General features: G+C 66.9%; 20 protein-coding genes. 2 read left to right on the top strand and 18 right to left on the bottom strand.

What is annotated here, in order from left to right:
* Window positions 1-39 precede the first annotated feature (39 nt).
* Both QMG72_RS01620 and fabF read left to right on the top strand, forming a co-directional pair.
* Window positions 40-285: an acyl carrier protein gene (locus QMG72_RS01620; RefSeq protein WP_018773434.1), complete on the top strand. Its 246-nt coding sequence runs from the start codon at window positions 40-42 to the stop codon at window positions 283-285.
* A 157-nt stretch (window positions 286-442) separates the two neighbouring features.
* Window positions 443-1,678, top strand: coding sequence for a beta-ketoacyl-ACP synthase II (gene fabF, locus QMG72_RS01615; RefSeq protein ID WP_282360310.1), 1,236 nt, complete (start codon window positions 443-445; stop codon window positions 1,676-1,678).
* A gap of 123 nt (window positions 1,679-1,801) precedes the next feature.
* Here the strand turns inward: fabF and QMG72_RS01610 are convergent, their stop codons facing one another.
* The 18 genes from QMG72_RS01610 to QMG72_RS01525 all read right to left on the bottom strand — a co-directional run bounded on the left by QMG72_RS01610 (window position 1,802) and on the right by QMG72_RS01525 (window position 16,275).
* Complete coding sequence (locus QMG72_RS01610; RefSeq protein ID WP_056426723.1) at window positions 1,802-2,305, bottom strand: DUF3145 domain-containing protein; 504 nt, start codon at window positions 2,303-2,305, stop codon at window positions 1,802-1,804.
* Between the two features lie 356 nt (window positions 2,306-2,661).
* Window positions 2,662-3,588 carry a tyrosine recombinase XerC gene (locus tag QMG72_RS01605; RefSeq protein ID WP_283479447.1) on the bottom strand — a complete coding sequence of 309 codons (927 nt, stop codon included), beginning with the start codon at window positions 3,586-3,588 and terminating at the stop codon, window positions 2,662-2,664.
* A gap of 99 nt (window positions 3,589-3,687) precedes the next feature.
* Window positions 3,688-4,878, bottom strand: a complete 1,191-nt coding sequence (dprA, locus tag QMG72_RS01600; RefSeq protein ID WP_283479446.1) for a DNA-processing protein DprA — start codon at window positions 4,876-4,878, stop codon at window positions 3,688-3,690.
* 67 nt (window positions 4,879-4,945) lie between these two features.
* Window positions 4,946-6,493: a YifB family Mg chelatase-like AAA ATPase gene (locus QMG72_RS01595; RefSeq protein WP_282360313.1), complete on the bottom strand. Its 1,548-nt coding sequence runs from the start codon at window positions 6,491-6,493 to the stop codon at window positions 4,946-4,948.
* Entirely contained in the window at window positions 6,494-6,850 is a 357-nt protein-coding gene (locus QMG72_RS01590) for a YraN family protein (protein ID WP_226773353.1), read from the bottom strand.
* Window positions 6,851-6,986: 136 nt separating this feature from the next.
* Window positions 6,987-7,313 (bottom strand): DUF2469 domain-containing protein, encoded by a 327-nt coding sequence (locus QMG72_RS01585; protein ID WP_226773354.1) that lies wholly within the window; start codon window positions 7,311-7,313, stop codon window positions 6,987-6,989.
* A 127-nt stretch (window positions 7,314-7,440) separates the two neighbouring features.
* The gene (gene rnhB / locus QMG72_RS01580) at window positions 7,441-8,106 is read right to left on the bottom strand and encodes a ribonuclease HII (protein ID WP_282360315.1); all 666 of its coding nucleotides are present in this window, start codon (window positions 8,104-8,106) and stop codon (window positions 7,441-7,443) included.
* 11 nt (window positions 8,107-8,117) lie between these two features.
* The gene (gene lepB, locus QMG72_RS01575; protein ID WP_283479444.1) at window positions 8,118-8,963 is read right to left on the bottom strand and encodes a signal peptidase I; all 846 of its coding nucleotides are present in this window, start codon (window positions 8,961-8,963) and stop codon (window positions 8,118-8,120) included.
* Window positions 8,964-9,644, bottom strand: coding sequence for a signal peptidase I (lepB, locus tag QMG72_RS01570; RefSeq protein WP_282360317.1), 681 nt, complete (start codon window positions 9,642-9,644; stop codon window positions 8,964-8,966).
* 101 nt (window positions 9,645-9,745) lie between these two features.
* On the bottom strand, window positions 9,746-10,105 hold the full coding sequence (rplS, locus tag QMG72_RS01565) for a 50S ribosomal protein L19 (RefSeq protein WP_226773358.1): 360 nt from the start codon (window positions 10,103-10,105) through the stop codon (window positions 9,746-9,748).
* Window positions 10,106-10,335: 230 nt separating this feature from the next.
* Window positions 10,336-11,145 (bottom strand): tRNA (guanosine(37)-N1)-methyltransferase TrmD, encoded by an 810-nt coding sequence (trmD, locus tag QMG72_RS01560; protein WP_226773359.1) that lies wholly within the window; start codon window positions 11,143-11,145, stop codon window positions 10,336-10,338.
* Window positions 11,146-11,778, bottom strand: a complete 633-nt coding sequence (rimM, locus tag QMG72_RS01555) for a ribosome maturation factor RimM (RefSeq protein ID WP_283479443.1) — start codon at window positions 11,776-11,778, stop codon at window positions 11,146-11,148.
* A gap of 111 nt (window positions 11,779-11,889) precedes the next feature.
* The gene (locus tag QMG72_RS01550; RefSeq protein WP_283479442.1) at window positions 11,890-12,132 is read right to left on the bottom strand and encodes an RNA-binding protein; all 243 of its coding nucleotides are present in this window, start codon (window positions 12,130-12,132) and stop codon (window positions 11,890-11,892) included.
* A 1-nt stretch (window position 12,133) separates the two neighbouring features.
* Complete coding sequence (gene rpsP / locus QMG72_RS01545; RefSeq protein WP_104175432.1) at window positions 12,134-12,556, bottom strand: 30S ribosomal protein S16; 423 nt, start codon at window positions 12,554-12,556, stop codon at window positions 12,134-12,136.
* Between the two features lie 206 nt (window positions 12,557-12,762).
* Window positions 12,763-13,200, bottom strand: a complete 438-nt coding sequence (locus tag QMG72_RS01540; protein ID WP_283479441.1) for a hypothetical protein — start codon at window positions 13,198-13,200, stop codon at window positions 12,763-12,765.
* 226 nt (window positions 13,201-13,426) lie between these two features.
* A complete protein-coding gene (locus tag QMG72_RS01535; RefSeq protein ID WP_226773363.1) occupies window positions 13,427-14,302 on the bottom strand; it encodes a VOC family protein in 876 nt (291 codons plus the stop codon).
* Window positions 14,303-14,404: 102 nt separating this feature from the next.
* Window positions 14,405-15,487 carry an amidohydrolase family protein gene (locus tag QMG72_RS01530; protein WP_283479440.1) on the bottom strand — a complete coding sequence of 361 codons (1,083 nt, stop codon included), beginning with the start codon at window positions 15,485-15,487 and terminating at the stop codon, window positions 14,405-14,407.
* 38 nt (window positions 15,488-15,525) lie between these two features.
* Window positions 15,526-16,275, bottom strand: a complete 750-nt coding sequence (locus QMG72_RS01525; RefSeq protein ID WP_282360324.1) for an alpha/beta fold hydrolase — start codon at window positions 16,273-16,275, stop codon at window positions 15,526-15,528.
* Between the last annotated feature and the right edge of the window lie 35 nt (window positions 16,276-16,310).

Here is a 16,310-nt window from a genome sequence, read left to right as displayed (position 1 = left end):
CAACGGCAGCCCACGGCAATAACAAGAAAAGGAGCCATCATGGCTAGCAACGAAGAGATCCTGGCCGGCCTGGCTGAAATCGTCAACGAAGAGACCGGCCTCGCCACCGAGGCTGTCGAAATGGACAAGTCCTTCACCGAGGACCTGGACATCGACTCCATCTCGATGATGACGATCGTCGTCAACGCCGAAGAGAAGTTCGGCGTGCGCATCCCGGACGAAGAAGTCAAGAACCTCAAGACCGTCGGCGACGCGGTCAGCTTCATCGCGAACGCACAGGCCTAGTTCAGGCCCCGGCCGGTCCGGGGGCGCAAGTGCACCCCCGGACCGCGCCATGTGCACCACCACCCGCTCCACCCCCCCCAACGTTTTTCGCAACGCAGGCCCCGGCAGCCTTACCCAAGTCCCGGACACGGCAGGCGCACCGACAGAGAGTGATCCCATGGCACGCAAAGTAGTCATTACCGGTCTGGGTGCCACCACACCCATTGGCGGCGATGTCCCCACGATGTGGAAGAACGCGCTGAAGGGCGTCTCCGGCGCGCATACGCTCGAGGACGACTGGGTGGCCAAGTATGAGCTGCCCGTCCACTTCGCCGCCCGCGCCTCCACCCCCGCCACGGAGGTCCTGAGCCGGGTCGAGGCCAAGCGCATGGACCCGTCCACGCAGTTCGCTGTTGTCGCCGCCCGCGAAGCGTGGGCCGACTCCGGCATCACCGAAATCGACCACGACCGCCTGGCCGTGGCATTCGCCACCGGCATTGGCGGCGTCTGGACCCTCTTGGACGCCTGGGACACCCTGCGCGAAAAGGGCCCCCGCCGCGTACTGCCCATGACCGTGCCGATGTTGATGCCCAACGGCCCGGCCGCCGCCGTCAGCCTTGACTTGGGTGCCCGCGCCGGCGCCCACACTCCGGTCTCCGCGTGTGCCTCCGGCACCGAAGCTGTCCACATGGGCCTTGACCTGATCCGTTCCGGCAAGGCCGACGTCGTTGTGTGCGGTGGCGCCGAAGCCGCCATCCACCCGATGCCGATTGCCGCATTTGCCTCCATGCAGGCCCTCTCGCGCCGCAACGACGATCCCGAGCACGCCTCACGCCCCTACGACCGTGACCGCGACGGCTTTGTGATGGGCGAGGGCGCCGGCGCCCTCGTGCTCGAAGCCGAGGAACACGCGCTGGCCCGAGGTGCCCGCATCTACGCAGAACTCGCGGGCACCTCGGTCACCGCAGACGCTTACCACATCACCGCCCCGGACCCCCAGGGCCTCGGCGCCACCCGCGCGCTGAAAGCTGCAATGTTCGACGGGCGTATCCAGCCCGAGGACGTGGTTCACGTGAACGCGCACGCCACCTCCACTCCGGTCGGCGATAAGCCCGAGTACGCGGCCCTGAAGGCGGCTTTGGGCCAGCAGTTGGACAGTGTCGCGGTCTCGGCCACCAAGTCGCAGATGGGGCACCTGCTGGGCGCCTCCGGTGCGGTGGAAGCCGTGCTGACCGTGATGGCCGTGTATGACCGCAAAGCCCCGGTCACCATCAACCTGGAGAACCAGGACCCGGAAATCCCCCTCGACGTAGTTACAACAGCCCGCGACCTGCCCTCCGGCAGCATTGCGGCACTGAGCAACTCCTTTGGCTTCGGCGGCCACAACGCCGTGATCGCGGTGCGGAGCGTCTAGCTCCAACTGCCCGCAGCACGCCGAAATGACAGATGGCGGCAATGTTCTTAGTGAACGTTGCCGCCATCTGTCATCTCGGCGGAGCTATGGGGATGTGGTGCGGTGACTCCTGGCTGGCGGGTCTTAGCCGACTTGGTGCAGCCAGCGTACCGGTGCACCTTCGGCGGCATGCCGGAAGGGTTCGAGTTCTTCGTCCCAGGCTTCGCCGAGGGCCAGGGAGAGCTCATGGTAAACCGCAGAAGGGTCGCCGGCACCGGATTCGTAGGCGTAGCGGATTCGGTCTTCGGAGACCATGATGTTTCCGTGCACGTCGGTGACGGCGTGGAAGATGCCAAGTTCGGGAGTGTGTGACCAGCGGCCGCCATCAACGCCTTGGCTGGGTTCTTCGGTGACTTCGTAGCGCAGGTGCGCCCAGCCTCGAAGAGCTGACGCCAATTGCGCCCCCGTGCCCGGGTTTCCGGTCCACGAAAGTTCAGCCCGGAACATTCCGGGCGCTGCTGGCTGAGCAGTCCACTCAAGATCCGTCCGCTTGTCCACAACGGAACCTATGGCCCACTCAACGTGGGGGCACAGGGCAGTTGGGGCAGAGTGAACAAACAACACACCGCGGGTTAGTGCAACAGACATTCCATCCTCCATAGCTGTAGGTACGTCTTCCCCAACGACCTCTGCCTGGATGTGTGTCTCTTGCTCGGTTCCGCGCTGCGGATGGTCCTCGCCAGACTATTAAATTAGGGCCCGGTTCCTGGTGCTGCTGGAGGCTAAGAGCTTCAAGCGGCACTTGAAAGTTGCCGGGCGTGAGTCTCATTCTGCCGTACGCTACCGCATTACGCCAGTGCACCGCGGCGCGTCTTTCCCGGCGCGCCGCGCAGCGTAACCTCAGGGACCGGTCCCGCTAGCCGGGCCGACGCTAGGCGACGGGATCAGGCACGCGGCGGCGGGATCAGGCACGCGGCGGCGGGATCAGGCACGCGGCGGCGGGATCAGGCGCGCGGATGGGCCTGCTGATAGCTCTGCCGAAGCCGCTCGACGGAGACATGGGTGTAGATCTGGGTGGTGGCCAGGCTGCTGTGTCCCAGAATTTCCTGCACGGCGCGGAGGTCGGCCCCGCCGTCGAGCAGGTGCGTGGCGGCAGAGTGCCGGAGGGCGTGCGGTCCGGTGGCTGCGGTGTCCCCCAGAGCTTCCAAGAGGTCGTGGACCACGCTGCGGACCTGCCGCTGGTCGACCCGTTTACCGCGCGCACCCAGGAACAGCGCGGGACCGGAGGCGTCAGTGGCTAGGACGCGCCGGCCGCGGCGGAGCCAGTCGTCGACGGCGAGCGCAGCGGGAAGCCCGTACGGCACCGTCCGTTCCTTGTTGCCTTTGCCGAGTACCCGCAGGGTCCTGCGGTCGGGATCGAGGTCGTCCACGTCTAGGCCTGCCAACTCACCGACCCGGATGCCGGTGGCGTAGAGCAGCTCAACCATGGCCCGGTTGCGCAGCGGTACGGGTCCGCCCTCGGCTGCCGCGGATTCCGCGTTTCCAACCAGCCGAAGGACCTGCTGCTGGTGCAGCACCCCGGGCAGCGACTTCTCCCGCTTGGGCGCCTTCAACCGAAGCGCGGGGTCAGCGACGATGAGTTCTTCGCGGACAGCCCAGGCGGTGAAGGCGCGGGCCGTGGCGGACCGGCGGGCCAGGGTGGCACGGGAGATGCCCGCTTCGCTTTGGGCGCCGAGCCAGCGCCGCAAAGTGCCAAGCTCCAATCCTGGCAGCTCCTCCACTCCTTCAGAGGCGGCATACTCCAGAAGAGAACCGAGGTCGGAGAGGTAGGCGCGCACCGTATGGGGAGATCGCCCGCGTTCGGCCTCCAGGTAACGGCCGAAGCGCTGGCCGGCGGTGGCCAGTACGGCCGGGATCTGCTGAGTGGACACTCCCCTACTCTCGCAGTAATCGCCCGGTGGTCAGGGAGCCCGACGGCGAGCCGTTGGTCGGCTGCCCTCCGTGGCACTCCCGGCCATGTCCCCGGACCCTCACCCGGCCTTCCCGGACCGCTTCCAGCCGCCGCGGTGCGCTTCGGCCAGTCCCAGGAGCCCGAGCCGGCCCAGGCCCGCGCGGACGGAATCGAGGCTGAGTCCCGCGACGGTGGTGAGCTTGTCCACCGAGGTTGTGGTTCGCAGCGGCAGCGCGTCGAGCAGGATCAGGTCCTCCAGAGTCAGCCCATCCTGGACTGCTGCGTGGCCGGTCTTGTCCTCGGGCAACGATTCGCCGCTGGGAGAGGCAAGCTCCGCAATCTCTCCCGCGTCAGTGACGCAGACTGCACCGCCTTCCCGGAGCAGCCGATGGCAACCTGCGGAGTTGGCGCTGTGCACCGAGCCGGGAACTGCCCCGACTGCCCGGCCCAACGCTTCCGCGTGGTGGGCCGTGTTCAGCGCCCCCGACCTCCACCGGGCCTCCACCACAACCGTGACCGAGGCCAGCGCGGCGATCAGCCGGTTCCGTTGCAGGAATCTGTACCGCGTCGGGGCAGAACCGGGCGGAACCTCGGCCAGGACTGCCCCCTGGTTCGCGACGGTCCGCAGCAGGTCCTCATTTCCGGCGGGATAGAAGCGGTCCACTCCCCCTGCCATCACGGCGATGGTAGGCAGGCCGCCGTCGGTTCCGCCGGCGAGGGCGGCTCGGTGGGCGTGTGCATCGATCCCGTAGGCGCCGCCCGAGATAATCGTGAACCCCCGCTGCGCCAGTGAATACGCGAGATCGCCTGTTACGGAGGCGCCGTAGGAGGTGCTGTCCCTCGAGCCAACCAGTGCAACGGATGTGGCAGGCGGCGGCAGCTCCTGTTCATTTCCTCGCCACCACAGACAGATCGGCTCCTGCAGTCCGAGGTCTGCCAACTGGCGGGGCCATAGTTCGTCGGAGGGGATGACCAGGCGCCCGCCAAGCCTCAGGATGGTGGCAAGGTCGCGTTCGGGGGCCAGGTCCTGGACTCGCGGTGCCCAGCGCTTCCGGGCCGTCGCCAGCCCCGTCCAGCCGCCGGCGGACCCGGTCTCCTCCAGGAGGAGAAATATGTCACGTTCCAGTTCCGTGCCGGCGTGAATCTCACCGGTAGCAATTCTTAGCGCATCCGCAGCGCCGGCGATGCGCACCAGAGCCAGGCCGGTGCAGTCCTGCGGCTCAAAAAGCCGCGACAACGCCGCCCGGGCGGTCCGTTCATTCTCTGTCATGGTGGCGTCCTTTTACACGATGGCTGGATAGGGGCTGCCGCTTGACCGTGCCGGCAGGCAGGGGCACTCAGGCAGCAGGGGTTGCCTGCCGGAGGCTGAGTGCCAGCCCGATGTCGTCTGCTGCCGGGATGTCGTGGTCGGCCAGATCCGCCACGGTCCAGGCCAGGCGCAACACCCGGTCGTAACCGCGCGCGGTCAGCATTCCGCGCTCCAGGGCATGGTCCAGGATCCGGGTTGCGGGAGCACTGAGGCGGAGGGCGCCCCGGAGTACACGACCGGGCACTTGGGCGTTAGTCTCCAAGCCGAACGGCAGCAGCCGCTGAAGCTGCCGTGTCCGGGCAGCCCGGACACGGGACGCAATGGTGGCGGTATCCTCCTCCACCCCGGGCTGGCCGAAATCGGCCAACGACACCCGCTCCACCTGCAGCTGGATGTCGACCCTGTCCAGCAGCGGCCCGGACATCCGGGCCAGATACCGCCGGCGCATCGTCGGGGTACAAATGCAGTCAATTCCTTTGCCAGTGGCCTTGCCGCAGGGACACGGATTAGCCGCGAGAACAAGCTGGAAGCGGGCAGGGTACGCCGCTGTCCCAGCCGAGCGGTGCAGTACGAGTTCGCCGCTCTCCAGCGGCTGCCGGAGCGCATCCAGGACCCGGCGCTCGTATTCCGGCGCCTCATCGAGGAACAGCACACCTCGGTGCGCCCGGGAAGCGGCCCCGGGCCGTGGGAGCCCGGAGCCACCGCCTATTATGGCCGCTGAGGTGGCGGTGTGGTGGGGGTTCTCATACGGCGGCCTGCGCACCAGTTGCAGGGAGGACGAGGCCAGTGAGCAGAGCGAATGGATGGCAGTGACTTCCATGGCCTCGGCGTCACCAAGGTCCGGCAGGAGGCCGGGAAGCCGCTCGGCCAGCATCGTTTTCCCGGCTCCCGGCGGGCCGGTCAAGAGCAGATGGTGAGCGCCGGCGGCGGCGACTTCCAGGGCCCTGCGGGCATCCGCCTGGCCGGAAACGTCACACATATCCGGTGGTGTGAGGCTCGGCCCCTCTGCTTCGGCCCGAGGTTCGCCGGTCCCGGGATCGGGCTCGAAGTCGAGGGCCAAATCCTGCGGATCAGCACCGAAATCGAAGGCCAGCCGGGCCAGGGTGGCGTAACCATGCACCCGCGCGCCGGGCACGAGTTCAGCTTCGGCGGCGTTTGCCCGCGCCACAACAATGTCGCAGTAGCCTGCCCGCACCGCAGCCATCACGGCGGGAAGAACCCCGCGGACGGGCCGCAGCCGGCCATCCAGCCCAAGTTCCGCGATGAACACTGTCCGGCCGGTGGAACGCACATCATTGGAAGCCAGCAGGACCGCCATGGCGATGGCTAGGTCGAAGCCGGAGCCGCGTTTTGGCAACGACGCCGGGATGAGGTTGGCCGTGATTTTCCGCCGGCTCAGCGGAATGCCCGAGTTCTGGGCGGCGCTGCGGATCCGTTCCTTCGCTTCGTTCAGGGACGCGTCGGGAAGCCCCAAAATGATGAACGCCGGGAGGGTCTGGCCGATGTCGGCTTCGACTTCAACGATGTAGCCGTTGAGCCCCACAAGCGCCACGGAGTAGCTCCGCCCGAGAGCCACCTACCCCACCCCTTTGAGGTGTTCGACAGTGGGCTCGCCGATGCCGTCGTCGAGGACGGCAATCACATCCAGTCGGCGCAGCGGTGCCCGCCGGCTGTGGTCGCGGCACCACGCGGAAGCGAGGCGGTGCAGCCGGGCCAGTTTGTCCACGCCGACGGCTTCGAAAGGATGCCCATAGTCCAGGGAGCTGCGAGTCTTCACCTCTGCGATGACCAAGGTGTCGCCGTCGAGGGCAACAATGTCTACTTCGCCCTCGGAACACCGCCAGTTGCGGTCCAGGATCCGCATGCCGCGGGCTTCCAGGTATCCGGCCGCGAACTCCTCGCCCCGCCGGCCCAGCACGTCTTTAGCTCTCATGTAACCAGCGTGCGGCGGCGCCGCGGGGCAGCCTAGGGCGTCAGGACGCTATGTGGAAAACCACGGCGGCGAAAGCGGTGGACAGAGGAGTGCGCTGCCGCCCCGGCAGTACCGCGGTCATCGCCGGTAAACCGGGTCAGTTCCCCAGGTCGCCGACCTTGGGAAGGCCGAGCTCCTCGTTGCGCGGGAGCTCTTCGACGTTGACGTCCTTGAAGGTAATTACGCGGACGCTCTTGACGAAGCGGGCGGAGCGGTAAACGTCCCAGACCCAGGCGTCCTGGAGCGTCAGGTCGAAATAGACCTCGCCGTCGGCACTGCGGGCCTGCAGGTCAACATGGTTGGCCAAATAGAAGCGCCGTTCGGTCTCGACCACATAGCTGAACAGGCCGACAACGTCGCGGTATTCGCGGTAAAGCTGCAGCTCCATGTCGGTTTCATAGTTTTCAAGGTCCTCGGCACTCATGGTTCCATCTTGCACCATCCGGCGTGGCCCGCGCGCCACGGTCCGTCCCGCGGCGGGCCCCGGACCCTCCCCGGCGGTCCCACAGTCGCCCCGGCGGCAAGTTTGATAACCGGCGCCGGGGCGGTGACTAGAGCAGCTGCCAGCTCACCCGGTGGTACGGCGTGGGCCCTGCGGCTCGGAGCGCATCCTTGTGTATGGCCGTGCCGTAGCCCTTGTTGACGTCCCAGCCGAAGGCCGGGTATTCGCTGTGCAGCCCGCGCATGATGCCGTCGCGTTCGACTTTGGCCAGGATGGATGCGGCCGCGACACTCAGGCACTGCATGTCCGCCTTGACCAGTGTGTGCACCGGCGCGTCGCAGCCCGGTTCCACCGGGCCGTCCTCGAACAGGGATGGCTGGGCCACCGGCGAGAGCCAGTTGTGGCTGCCGTCCAGCAGCACAACGTCAGGGGTGACCCCGGCGGCGAGGACGGCGAGCCAGGCACGGGTGCCGGCGAGCCGCAGCGCCGCGACGATGCCGACGTCGTCGATCTCTTTCGCTGTGGCGTGCCCAACGGCGTTGGCCACACTCCAGCTCCGGACCAGCGGCACCAGCCGCTCACGGTCCGCCACCTTGAGCAGCTTGCTGTCCCTAACGTCGGCGAGCAGCACCTGCTGCTCGAGGTCCACCACAGTGATTCCCACACTGACGGGTCCGGCGAGGGCACCGCGGCCCACCTCGTCAACGCCCGCGACGAGTCGGGCGCCCGCATTTCGGAAGCGGCGCTCGTAGTCGAGGGTGGGGGCTTGGGACATCGCTGCTGCCGCTACTTTCCGGCCGGCGCGGGTACGTCGCGGAACACGTCGGGGTAGTTGTCGAGGCCGCCGATGCGGTTCAGCGGCCACGCAATGACGGCCGCCCGTCCTTCGATGTCGGCGATGTTGACGAAGCCTCCGTTGCTGTCCGGGTGGGCGCGCGAGTCGGCGGAATGATTCCTGTTATCGCCCATGACCCAAACCTTGCCGTCGGGAACCACAACATCGAAGTCGCGGGCCTGGGGCACCTCGGCGGGGTTGATGTAGGACTCGTCCAGCGGCGCGCCGTTAACCATCAGCCGGCCCCCGGCGTCGCAGCAGACCACGTGGTCGCCCGGAAGCCCCACCACGCGCTTCACCAGGTGCTGCTCCGAGTTGTCCGGCAGCAGACCGATGAATGTCAGGCTGTCCTGCGCCCAGCTGAACGGACCAGCCGCCTTCTGTGCCGCAGGAACCAGCCAGCCCTGGGTGTCCTTGAACACCACGACGTCGCCGCGCTCCAGGGCGAACGGTTCCGGGACCAGAAGGTTCACAAAGATGCGGTCGTTGACGTCCAGGGTGTTGACCATTGACTCGGACGGAATGTAGAAGGCCCGGAAGAGGAAGGTCTTGATCAGGAAGGACAGCACAATGGCGACGAGCACCACGGTGGCCACTTCCTTCACCCAAAGGAACAGCGGACTGTGCCGCTCCTGGGCTTTCGCCTTGCGTGCACGCTTCGACGCGCGACCCGCATGGGCGGGTCCGCCCGCGGCCGGAAGATCCGCAGCGTGCTCCCTGGCTGGGATTGCCGAGGAAACAATCCAGGGCTCGTCCTGGCCCTGCGGATCGGGATTCCGGGGTCCGGTCTCGGGCATCTACTGTCCGTTCTTCGCTGTCGTGGTGGTGGCCGCGGACGGCCGAGCTACTGCTGCAAATCTATCAAGCGGCCAAATGATCTGAACCGGCCTGCCAATCACGCGCTCCAGCGGCACCATGCCCCCGCCTGGGGCACCCAGAAGGCTGCGGGAATCGGCGGACAGGGAGCGGTGGTCCCCCATCAGCCAGAGGCGGCCGGGCGGAACGAGCACGGAGAATTTCAGTTCGCTTGGGGCGTCCCCCCCGTACAGATAGGGTTCCGCAACTTGCTGGCCGTTCACTGTGAGGTGGCCGCCGGCGTCACAGCAGACCACGTGGTCACCGGGAAGGCCGATGACGCGTTTGACGTAGCTTTCATCTGCACCTGACACGCCGACCCAGTGCCCCACGCCGCTGAGAAAGTCCAGCACCGGGCCGTTGCCGCTGTTGAGCGGGGCGAAAGAGCCGCGGCCGTCGAAGACAACGACGTCGCCGCGGCCCACCGGCTCGGCCCGGAAGTCCGTTCGGGACACCAGGATCCTGTCCCCCTCGCGCAGGAGCGGCTCCATCGACGCGGAGGGGATGTAGTAGACGTCGAGCCAGACCGAGCGGACCAGGCCGCTGATGAGCACGGCCAGCAACACGGCCAGCAACACAAAACGCCAGCCGAGTTTCCTGGGCTGGCGTTGTGTGTGTTCCATGATCCGTATCCTCCAGCGCATTTATGACGCAAACAGCGCTGTCACGGATGTTCCGGCGCTGGCCGGACACGGTCGGTGGACCACTAGTAGTCCGGAAGGACTTACTTTGCGGGCTGGAAGTCGCGCTTTTCCTTGATCTTCGCGGCCTTGCCACGCAGGTTGCGCATGTAGTACAGCTTGGCGCGGCGCACGTCGCCCTTGGAGACGAGCTCGATCTTGTCGATGATCGGGGAGTGCACCGGGAAGGTACGCTCCACACCGACGCCGAAGGAGACCTTGCGGACGGTGAAGGTTTCGCGGAGACCGTCGCCGTGGCGGCCCAGGACAAAGCCCTGGAATACCTGGACACGGGAGTTCTTGCCTTCGATGATGTTCACGTGAACCTTGAGGGTGTCACCCGCGCGGAACGTCGGAACATCGGTGCGCAGCGAGGCTGCGTCTACGGAATCGAGGATATGCATTGATTCACTCCTGGTGAACGCCACAGGTCCTTCACGTTAGGTCACGGCGGCCAAGCCCGGGCGCAAGAGCGGCCCGGAAATTCCCGCCGAAAAAGTGTCGCTCCGGCCCTGTCAGGAATTGACGGAGCCGGGGTGCCGCGCTGTTGGTGACGCTCCCCCTGTGGCAGGTTCGCAACCCAGCAGGCACAAGGACTAATTTTGCCACACCCGGGGCCATCCAGCCAATCCGGTTAATCGGATTGGCCGCCGGCGTCGGCGCGGCGCAGCAGGCGGCCGTCGACGACGTTGTATCCGAGGTCCGCGAAAGCGGTACGGTCCGCGCGCGGCAGCTTGCCGGCGTCGAACTCCGCAAGCAGGTCCGGACGGCGTTCGGCGGTACGCCGGTACTGTTCGTGCCGGCGCCACTGGGCGATCTTGCCGTGGTTGCCGCTGAGCAGCACCGCCGGAACCTCACGATCCCGCCAGCTGGCGGGCTTGGTGTAGACGGGGTACTCGAGCAGCCCGTCCGAGTGCGATTCCTCGACGAGGGATTCGGGGTTGCCGACGACGCCGGGCAACAGGCGTCCGATGGCCTCCACCATCGCCAGTACCGCCACTTCGCCGCCGTTGAGCACGTAGTCGCCCAGGCTCATGGGGCGTACGGCGAAGTGTTCGGCGGCCCATTCCATCACGCGCTCGTCGATGCCCTCGTAGCGTCCGCAGGCGAACACCAGCCGGTCTTCCTCCGCCAGCTTGTGGGCCGTGGCCTGGCTGAACCGCTCCCCCGCCGGCGATGGCACGATCAGGACCGGCTTCGCTGCGCCGACCGGCCGGTCCGCAGCGACGGCGGCCAAGGCCTGGGCCCAAGGTTCGGGCTTCATGACCATGCCGGCTCCGCCGCCGTACGGGGTGTCGTCAACGGTTCGGTGCCGGTCCGTGGTGAACCCGCGGAGATCGTGGACGTTGAGCTCCAGCAGCCCGTCCTGGCGGGCCTTGCCAATCAAGGACAGTTCCAACGGTGCCAGGTACTCGGGGAAGATGCTGACGACGTCGATCCTCATTTAGGCGACGTCTCCTGCGTCGTCGGACCCCTCGGCAGCGGACCCGGCAGCATTGGTCGACCCGGCAGCATTGGTCGCCGCGGGGGCGGACGCCGGCGTGTCGCCGGTCTTGGCCTCGTCCTCGGCATTGACCTCAAAGAGTCCCGGCGGCGGGGTGACCAGGACGTAGCCTTCCCCGACATTGACCTCGGGGACAATCTGCTCCACAAACGGGATCAGCACTTCGGTGCCGTCGGCAGCGGTGACAACGAGCAGGTCCTGGACCGGAAGGGTCCGGAGGCCGGAGACCTTGCCGACCACCGCGTCCCCGACGCGCACCTCCAGGCCTTCGAGTTCGTGCTCGTACCAGCCTTCATCATCGTCATCATCGTCGAGTTCTTCGGTTTCAACAAAGAGTTTGGCGCCGCGGAGGGTCTCCGCCTCATTGCGGGTCTCGATCTCTTCGAACGCAAGCAGCAAAATGTCCTTGTTCCAGCGGGCACTGAGGACGGTGAGCGTCCCTGTTGTGGCCGGCTCCACCACAAACTGGGTCCCGGGGATGAAGCGGTCGCCGGGCGCATCGGTGAGCACCTGGACAGTCACTTCGCCGCGGATGCCGTGGGGCTTGCCGATTCGTGCCACCTGAAGCTGCATCTGTTCCTCTGTTCGGGTAAATGGGGATGTGGATCTCGGGGGAAAACAGTCCGGCCCCTCCACCATTATCTGGTGAAGGGGCCGGACTCAAGACAAATGCTGCTGAAAGCGTTACCGGCGGCGGTCGGTATCGACGACGTCGACCCTGACCGGTTCGCCGTCCGTCAGCGCCGCCACCACAGTGCGCAAGGCGCGTGCGGTGCGGCCCTGGCGGCCGATCACCCGTCCGAGGTCGTCCTGATGAACGCGCACTTCGAGGGTGTCCCCGCGGCGGTTGTTCTTCGCATTGACCTTAACATCCTCAGGACTGTCAACGATCCCGCGGACGAGGTGTTCGAGCGCTTCTGCCAGCAATTTACTCAGCCTCGGTGGTCTCTGCTGCTGCGTCGGCGGGGGCCTCGGCTGCGTCGTCCTTCTTGGCCTTCTTGGTGATGGCTTCCGGGATAATCACGGAACCCTTTTCCGGGGTAACGAAGGCAGCCTTGGGAGCCTTGGTCTTCAAGGTGCCCTCCTGGCCCGGCAGACCCTTGAACTTCTGCCAGTCACCGGTGATCTTGAGGATCGCGGCGACCTGCTCGGACGGCTGTGCGCCGACGCCGAGCCAGTACTGGGCACGGTCCGTGTCGACCTCGATGTACGAGGGCTCTTCGGTCGGGTGGTACTTGCCGATCTCTTCGATGGCACGGCCGTCACGCTTGGAGCGTGCGTCCATGACGACGATACGGTAGTACGGTGCGCGCATCTTGCCAAAGCGCTTAAGGCGAATCTTTACGGCCACTTTTGTGGTCACTCCTGTTTCTGAAACGGGGTCGAGCCCGGCGTTCTGCACCCGTGGGGCGGGCCGTACTAGGGGGTTCTAAAAGGACAAGATCCGGACGCGGAGAGAGGGGCCACGCAGATCAAGTACCTGTCCATTGTGCCAGATCAGCGCGGGGATTTCGACTTGACACCCGCAACCGGTCCGGCCAAAGGACATCCGGCGCGTCAGGACGTCCAGACGTAGAGCCCGGACTTGCTGGCGGGGTCGACGGCGGCGGCAAGGTCGGCGAGCTGGCGGACATAGCGGACGGCTTGCTCCGCACCAAAGGGCATGTCCTCCTCGGCCGCCCAGCTTTCGGCGACGTCGTCGAGGATTTCGCCTTCACCTTCGGTCTCATAGCTGAGCAGTTCCGCCAGCGCGCGGACCATCGCCGGCGGGACCCCGAGCAGGGAATCGCTGGCGACGTCCACCATGGCCAGCTCGTAGTCGGCGCCGGCTGCGTGGACGGCGGTTCCTGCCAGGTCGCCGAGGCGCTCTATTTCAAAGTCGGTAATCTCGGCAATCCGCACCGCCGCGGGAATGGCTGCAGCCCCGCCGTCGAGTGCGGCTGCACGTTTGAGGGCTTCATCGTGGGTGGAGACAAAGACTTCGGTGAATCCCATGGAGCTCGTCCTTAGTTGTCTGGCGGCGCCGGGCCGCATTGCTGGCGTCTCTTCAGCCTAACCGCTTCACTGCAGCCGCGCCCGGGATGGACATGCCCTCCGCCGCCCGCAGCCACTGGACATATCCCCGCTATGCCCACTTCTGGCCGCGACCAGTGGACATGTCCAACTCCCCTGCCGGCCACCAGTGGACATGTCCAGAGCCTTGCCCAGCCCGCTTCCGCGCTCAGCGCACGGCGACGCGGATCCGGTTCCGCCACGGGTCCTCGAAGCGCAGTTCAGCCCCGGTGTGGTGGGACTGGACCCCTGCGGCCTTGAGGCGGTCCGCGAGGGCCCCGACGTCGTCTCCGGCCGGTACTTCGATCAGCACCTCGCCGAGCCCCAGGGTGTCCCGGCGGGGTCCGGCGCCCCGGCTGTTCCAGACGTTCATGGCCATGTGGTGGTGGTAGCCGCCGGCCGAGACGAACAGTGCTTGGCCGTGCATGGCCAGCGTTTTTTCGAATCCGAGGGTGCCGACATAAAAATCCTCGGCGGACCGGACGTCGCCGACCTGCAGGTGGACATGCCCAACGCCGGCGCTGGCCTCGCGCTGCCCGGCCACGGACTCCTCGGTGAGGAACTCTTCCAGGTAGCGCTGTGGCGGGAGGGCCAGGCTGTCCATCATCACGTTTTTGCCGTCCCAGGACCAGGCGTCACGTGGGCGGTCCCAGTACAGCTCGATCCCGTTGCCCTCGGGATCCGTGAAGTAGAAGGCTTCGCTGACCAGATGGTCGGCGCTGCCGCTGAAGGACTGCGGCTGGTACTGCGCGGCGCTGGCGACGGTGGCGGCGAGGGACTGCTGGTCCTCGAACAACAACGCGGTGTGGAAGAGGCCGGCCTCGCCGCGGGACGCGGCCCTCAGTCCGGGCGCCGGCGCGAGGTGGACCAGCGGCTTCTGCCGGCGCCCGAGGTAGAGGCCGCCGTCCTGCTCGGCCACGATGTCCAGGCCGAGGGCGCGCTGGTAGTAGTCGGTCATAAGCTTCAGGTCGCCAACCTTGAGCATCACGGCGCCCATCGTCAGGGCGGCCGGAAGGAGATCCTGGGTGCTGGCTTCTGCGGTCATGTGATCACTCCGGTGCTTTGAGGGCCACCGACGCTCGATGACCTAGATATATATCTAAAGTACTTGAAGCTTCAACTTATTCCAAGTGAGCCGGGTTTATCCCTAACGGACCGGTTCGCCGCGCAGCACGATGTGCCTCAGCTCCTGCAGTGCGGCCAGGTTGCCGCGTGGATCCTCTGTGCAGACCAGGACGTCGGCGCTGGCGCCGTCGGTGATACCGGGCGCGCCCAGCCAGTCCCGGGCGGCCCATGCGCCGGCGTCGAGCGCCGCAAGGGCCGGCAGCCCGGCTGCGTGCAGCGCCTGGATTTCATCAACGATGCGCCCATGTTTAATAACGCTTCCGGCGTCCGTCCCGGCATAGATGGCGACGCCGGCTTCGAAGGCCTCAAGGACACGTTCTGCCCGGCGCTCCCATAAGGCGCGCATATGCTCCGCGTACCGGGGAAACTTTGCCTCGGCCTGTGCGGCGATGTCGGGGAAGGTGGCGATGTTAATGAGCGTGGGGACGATCGGCACACCCTGTTCGACGAATCTCGGAAGATGCCGCGGCAGCAGGCCCGTGGCGTGTTCGATGCAGTCGATTCCGGCGTCCAGCATGTCATCCAGGGTGCTTTCGGCGAAGCAATGGGCCGTGACCCGGGCGCCTTCATCGTGGGCGGCCCAGACGGCGTCCTTGAGCACCGCCGCGGGAAAGGAGGGGGCGAGGTCGCCGTCGTCGCGGTTGATCCAGTCCCCCACCAGCTTGACCCAGCCGTCGCCGGCGCGCGCCTGCTTGCGCACGGCTTCCACCAGCTCCCGGGGCTCCACCTCGACGGCGAAGCCACGGAGGTACCTCCGGGTCCTGGCGATGTGCCGGCCGGAACGGATGATGCGCGGTAGCTCCGTCCGGTGCTGGAGCCAGCGGGTGTCGTGGACGGCTCCGGCGTCGCGGACCAGCAGGGTGCCGGCGTCACGGTCGGTCCTGGCCTGTTCCTCCGCCAGCTGCGCCGGCACGTCCCCGCCCGGACCCAGTCCGATGTGGCAGTGCGCGTCAACCAGCCCGGGGATGACCCAGCCGTCGAGAACGAGGTCCGGGGCGAGTGCGGGACGGTCAAAGGTCAGCAGGCCGTCGACCGACCAGAGGCCCCGGCGTTCCCGGTCGGGGCCGGTAAGGATGGGTCCGGTGAACTCGATGATGCGGGTCATGGGATCAAGCCTATTGCGCAGGGCGCTTCCGGAAACGGCTAGGAGGCATGGGCGTGCTGTTGCCGGCCAACATCGGCGATAAACGCCCGGATCAGCCGGTTTCCCTCCGCCGAGTCCTGGGGCCTGTGCCCGCCCGCCGCTGTGCGGTGCACGGCACCGGTGTCACGCAAATAGCCTGCGATCTCTTCATACAGCGGTTCCCAGCCGCCGGTCAGCACCAAAGTGGGGACACCGGGGACGATCTGCAGCGGAGCTTCCCAGGCCGGAGCCTGGAGACGCAGGCGGCACGCCTCACGCTGGTCTTCCGGGTTCGGGTCACCGAGGCCCGCCTGGGCCGGGCTCTGGGCCGCAAACACCCGGCGGACGAATTCGCGGTGGAAGTCCTCATCGCTTAGGTGCTGGCGGACCTCGAAGAGTGGCTGCATCAGCGCCCGGTGCGCTGCCGTCGCCGGCAGCTCCGCGGTGAGTGACAGACAGGCCGGCTCCACCAGGGTCAGCGAGTGCACCAGCTCAGGCCGTTCGACGGCGGCCATCATCGCGGCGATGGCCCCCTGGGAGTGTGCCACAACGTGTCCGCCGGCCTGGCCGCGGCCGTCGTCGGCCAGGGCCCGCAGCACAATGGCGGCATCGGCGCAGAAGTCCGTTTCCAGCGGCTCCTCGACCGGGTCATACCCGTGCCGGCGCAGGAACAGGGCGTCGTAGCTCAGCGCCATACCATGCTGTTTCGGCCACGCGGCAGCGCCGAAGCTGCCCGCCCCGTGGACGAAGACTACGCGCTGCTTGAACATGGTCTAACCCTATGGCACCGGTCCGACAACGGGCC

The organism is Pseudarthrobacter sp. PH31-O2, from assembly GCF_030063265.1.
Classification (GTDB): domain Bacteria; phylum Actinomycetota; class Actinomycetes; order Actinomycetales; family Micrococcaceae; genus Arthrobacter.
Note: the sequence above shows the minus strand (reverse complement) of the source record. Positions and strands in the feature narration are given on the sequence as shown.

Excerpts from the sequence above, each read along its gene's own strand:
- QMG72_RS01620 (WP_018773434.1), top strand. The coding sequence starts at position 40 with ATGGCTAGCAACGAAGAGATCCTGGCCGGCCTGGCTGAAATCGTCAAC.
- fabF (WP_282360310.1), top strand. The coding sequence starts at position 443 with ATGGCACGCAAAGTAGTCATTACCGGTCTGGGTGCCACCACACCCATT.
- QMG72_RS01610 (WP_056426723.1), bottom strand. The coding sequence starts at position 2,305 with ATGTCTGTTGCACTAACCCGCGGTGTGTTGTTTGTTCACTCTGCCCCA.
- dprA (WP_283479446.1), bottom strand. The coding sequence starts at position 4,878 with ATGACAGAGAATGAACGGACCGCCCGGGCGGCGTTGTCGCGGCTTTTT.
- QMG72_RS01590 (WP_226773353.1), bottom strand. The coding sequence starts at position 6,850 with ATGAGAGCTAAAGACGTGCTGGGCCGGCGGGGCGAGGAGTTCGCGGCC.
- QMG72_RS01585 (WP_226773354.1), bottom strand. The coding sequence starts at position 7,313 with ATGAGTGCCGAGGACCTTGAAAACTATGAAACCGACATGGAGCTGCAG.
- rnhB (WP_282360315.1), bottom strand. The coding sequence starts at position 8,106 with ATGTCCCAAGCCCCCACCCTCGACTACGAGCGCCGCTTCCGAAATGCG.
- lepB (WP_283479444.1), bottom strand. The coding sequence starts at position 8,963 with ATGCCCGAGACCGGACCCCGGAATCCCGATCCGCAGGGCCAGGACGAG.
- lepB (WP_282360317.1), bottom strand. The coding sequence starts at position 9,644 with ATGGAACACACACAACGCCAGCCCAGGAAACTCGGCTGGCGTTTTGTG.
- rplS (WP_226773358.1), bottom strand. The coding sequence starts at position 10,105 with ATGCATATCCTCGATTCCGTAGACGCAGCCTCGCTGCGCACCGATGTT.
- trmD (WP_226773359.1), bottom strand. The coding sequence starts at position 11,145 with ATGAGGATCGACGTCGTCAGCATCTTCCCCGAGTACCTGGCACCGTTG.
- rimM (WP_283479443.1), bottom strand. The coding sequence starts at position 11,778 with ATGCAGCTTCAGGTGGCACGAATCGGCAAGCCCCACGGCATCCGCGGC.
- QMG72_RS01540 (WP_283479441.1), bottom strand. The coding sequence starts at position 13,200 with ATGGGATTCACCGAAGTCTTTGTCTCCACCCACGATGAAGCCCTCAAA.
- QMG72_RS01535 (WP_226773363.1), bottom strand. The coding sequence starts at position 14,302 with ATGACCGCAGAAGCCAGCACCCAGGATCTCCTTCCGGCCGCCCTGACG.
- QMG72_RS01530 (WP_283479440.1), bottom strand. The coding sequence starts at position 15,487 with ATGACCCGCATCATCGAGTTCACCGGACCCATCCTTACCGGCCCCGAC.
- QMG72_RS01525 (WP_282360324.1), bottom strand. The coding sequence starts at position 16,275 with ATGTTCAAGCAGCGCGTAGTCTTCGTCCACGGGGCGGGCAGCTTCGGC.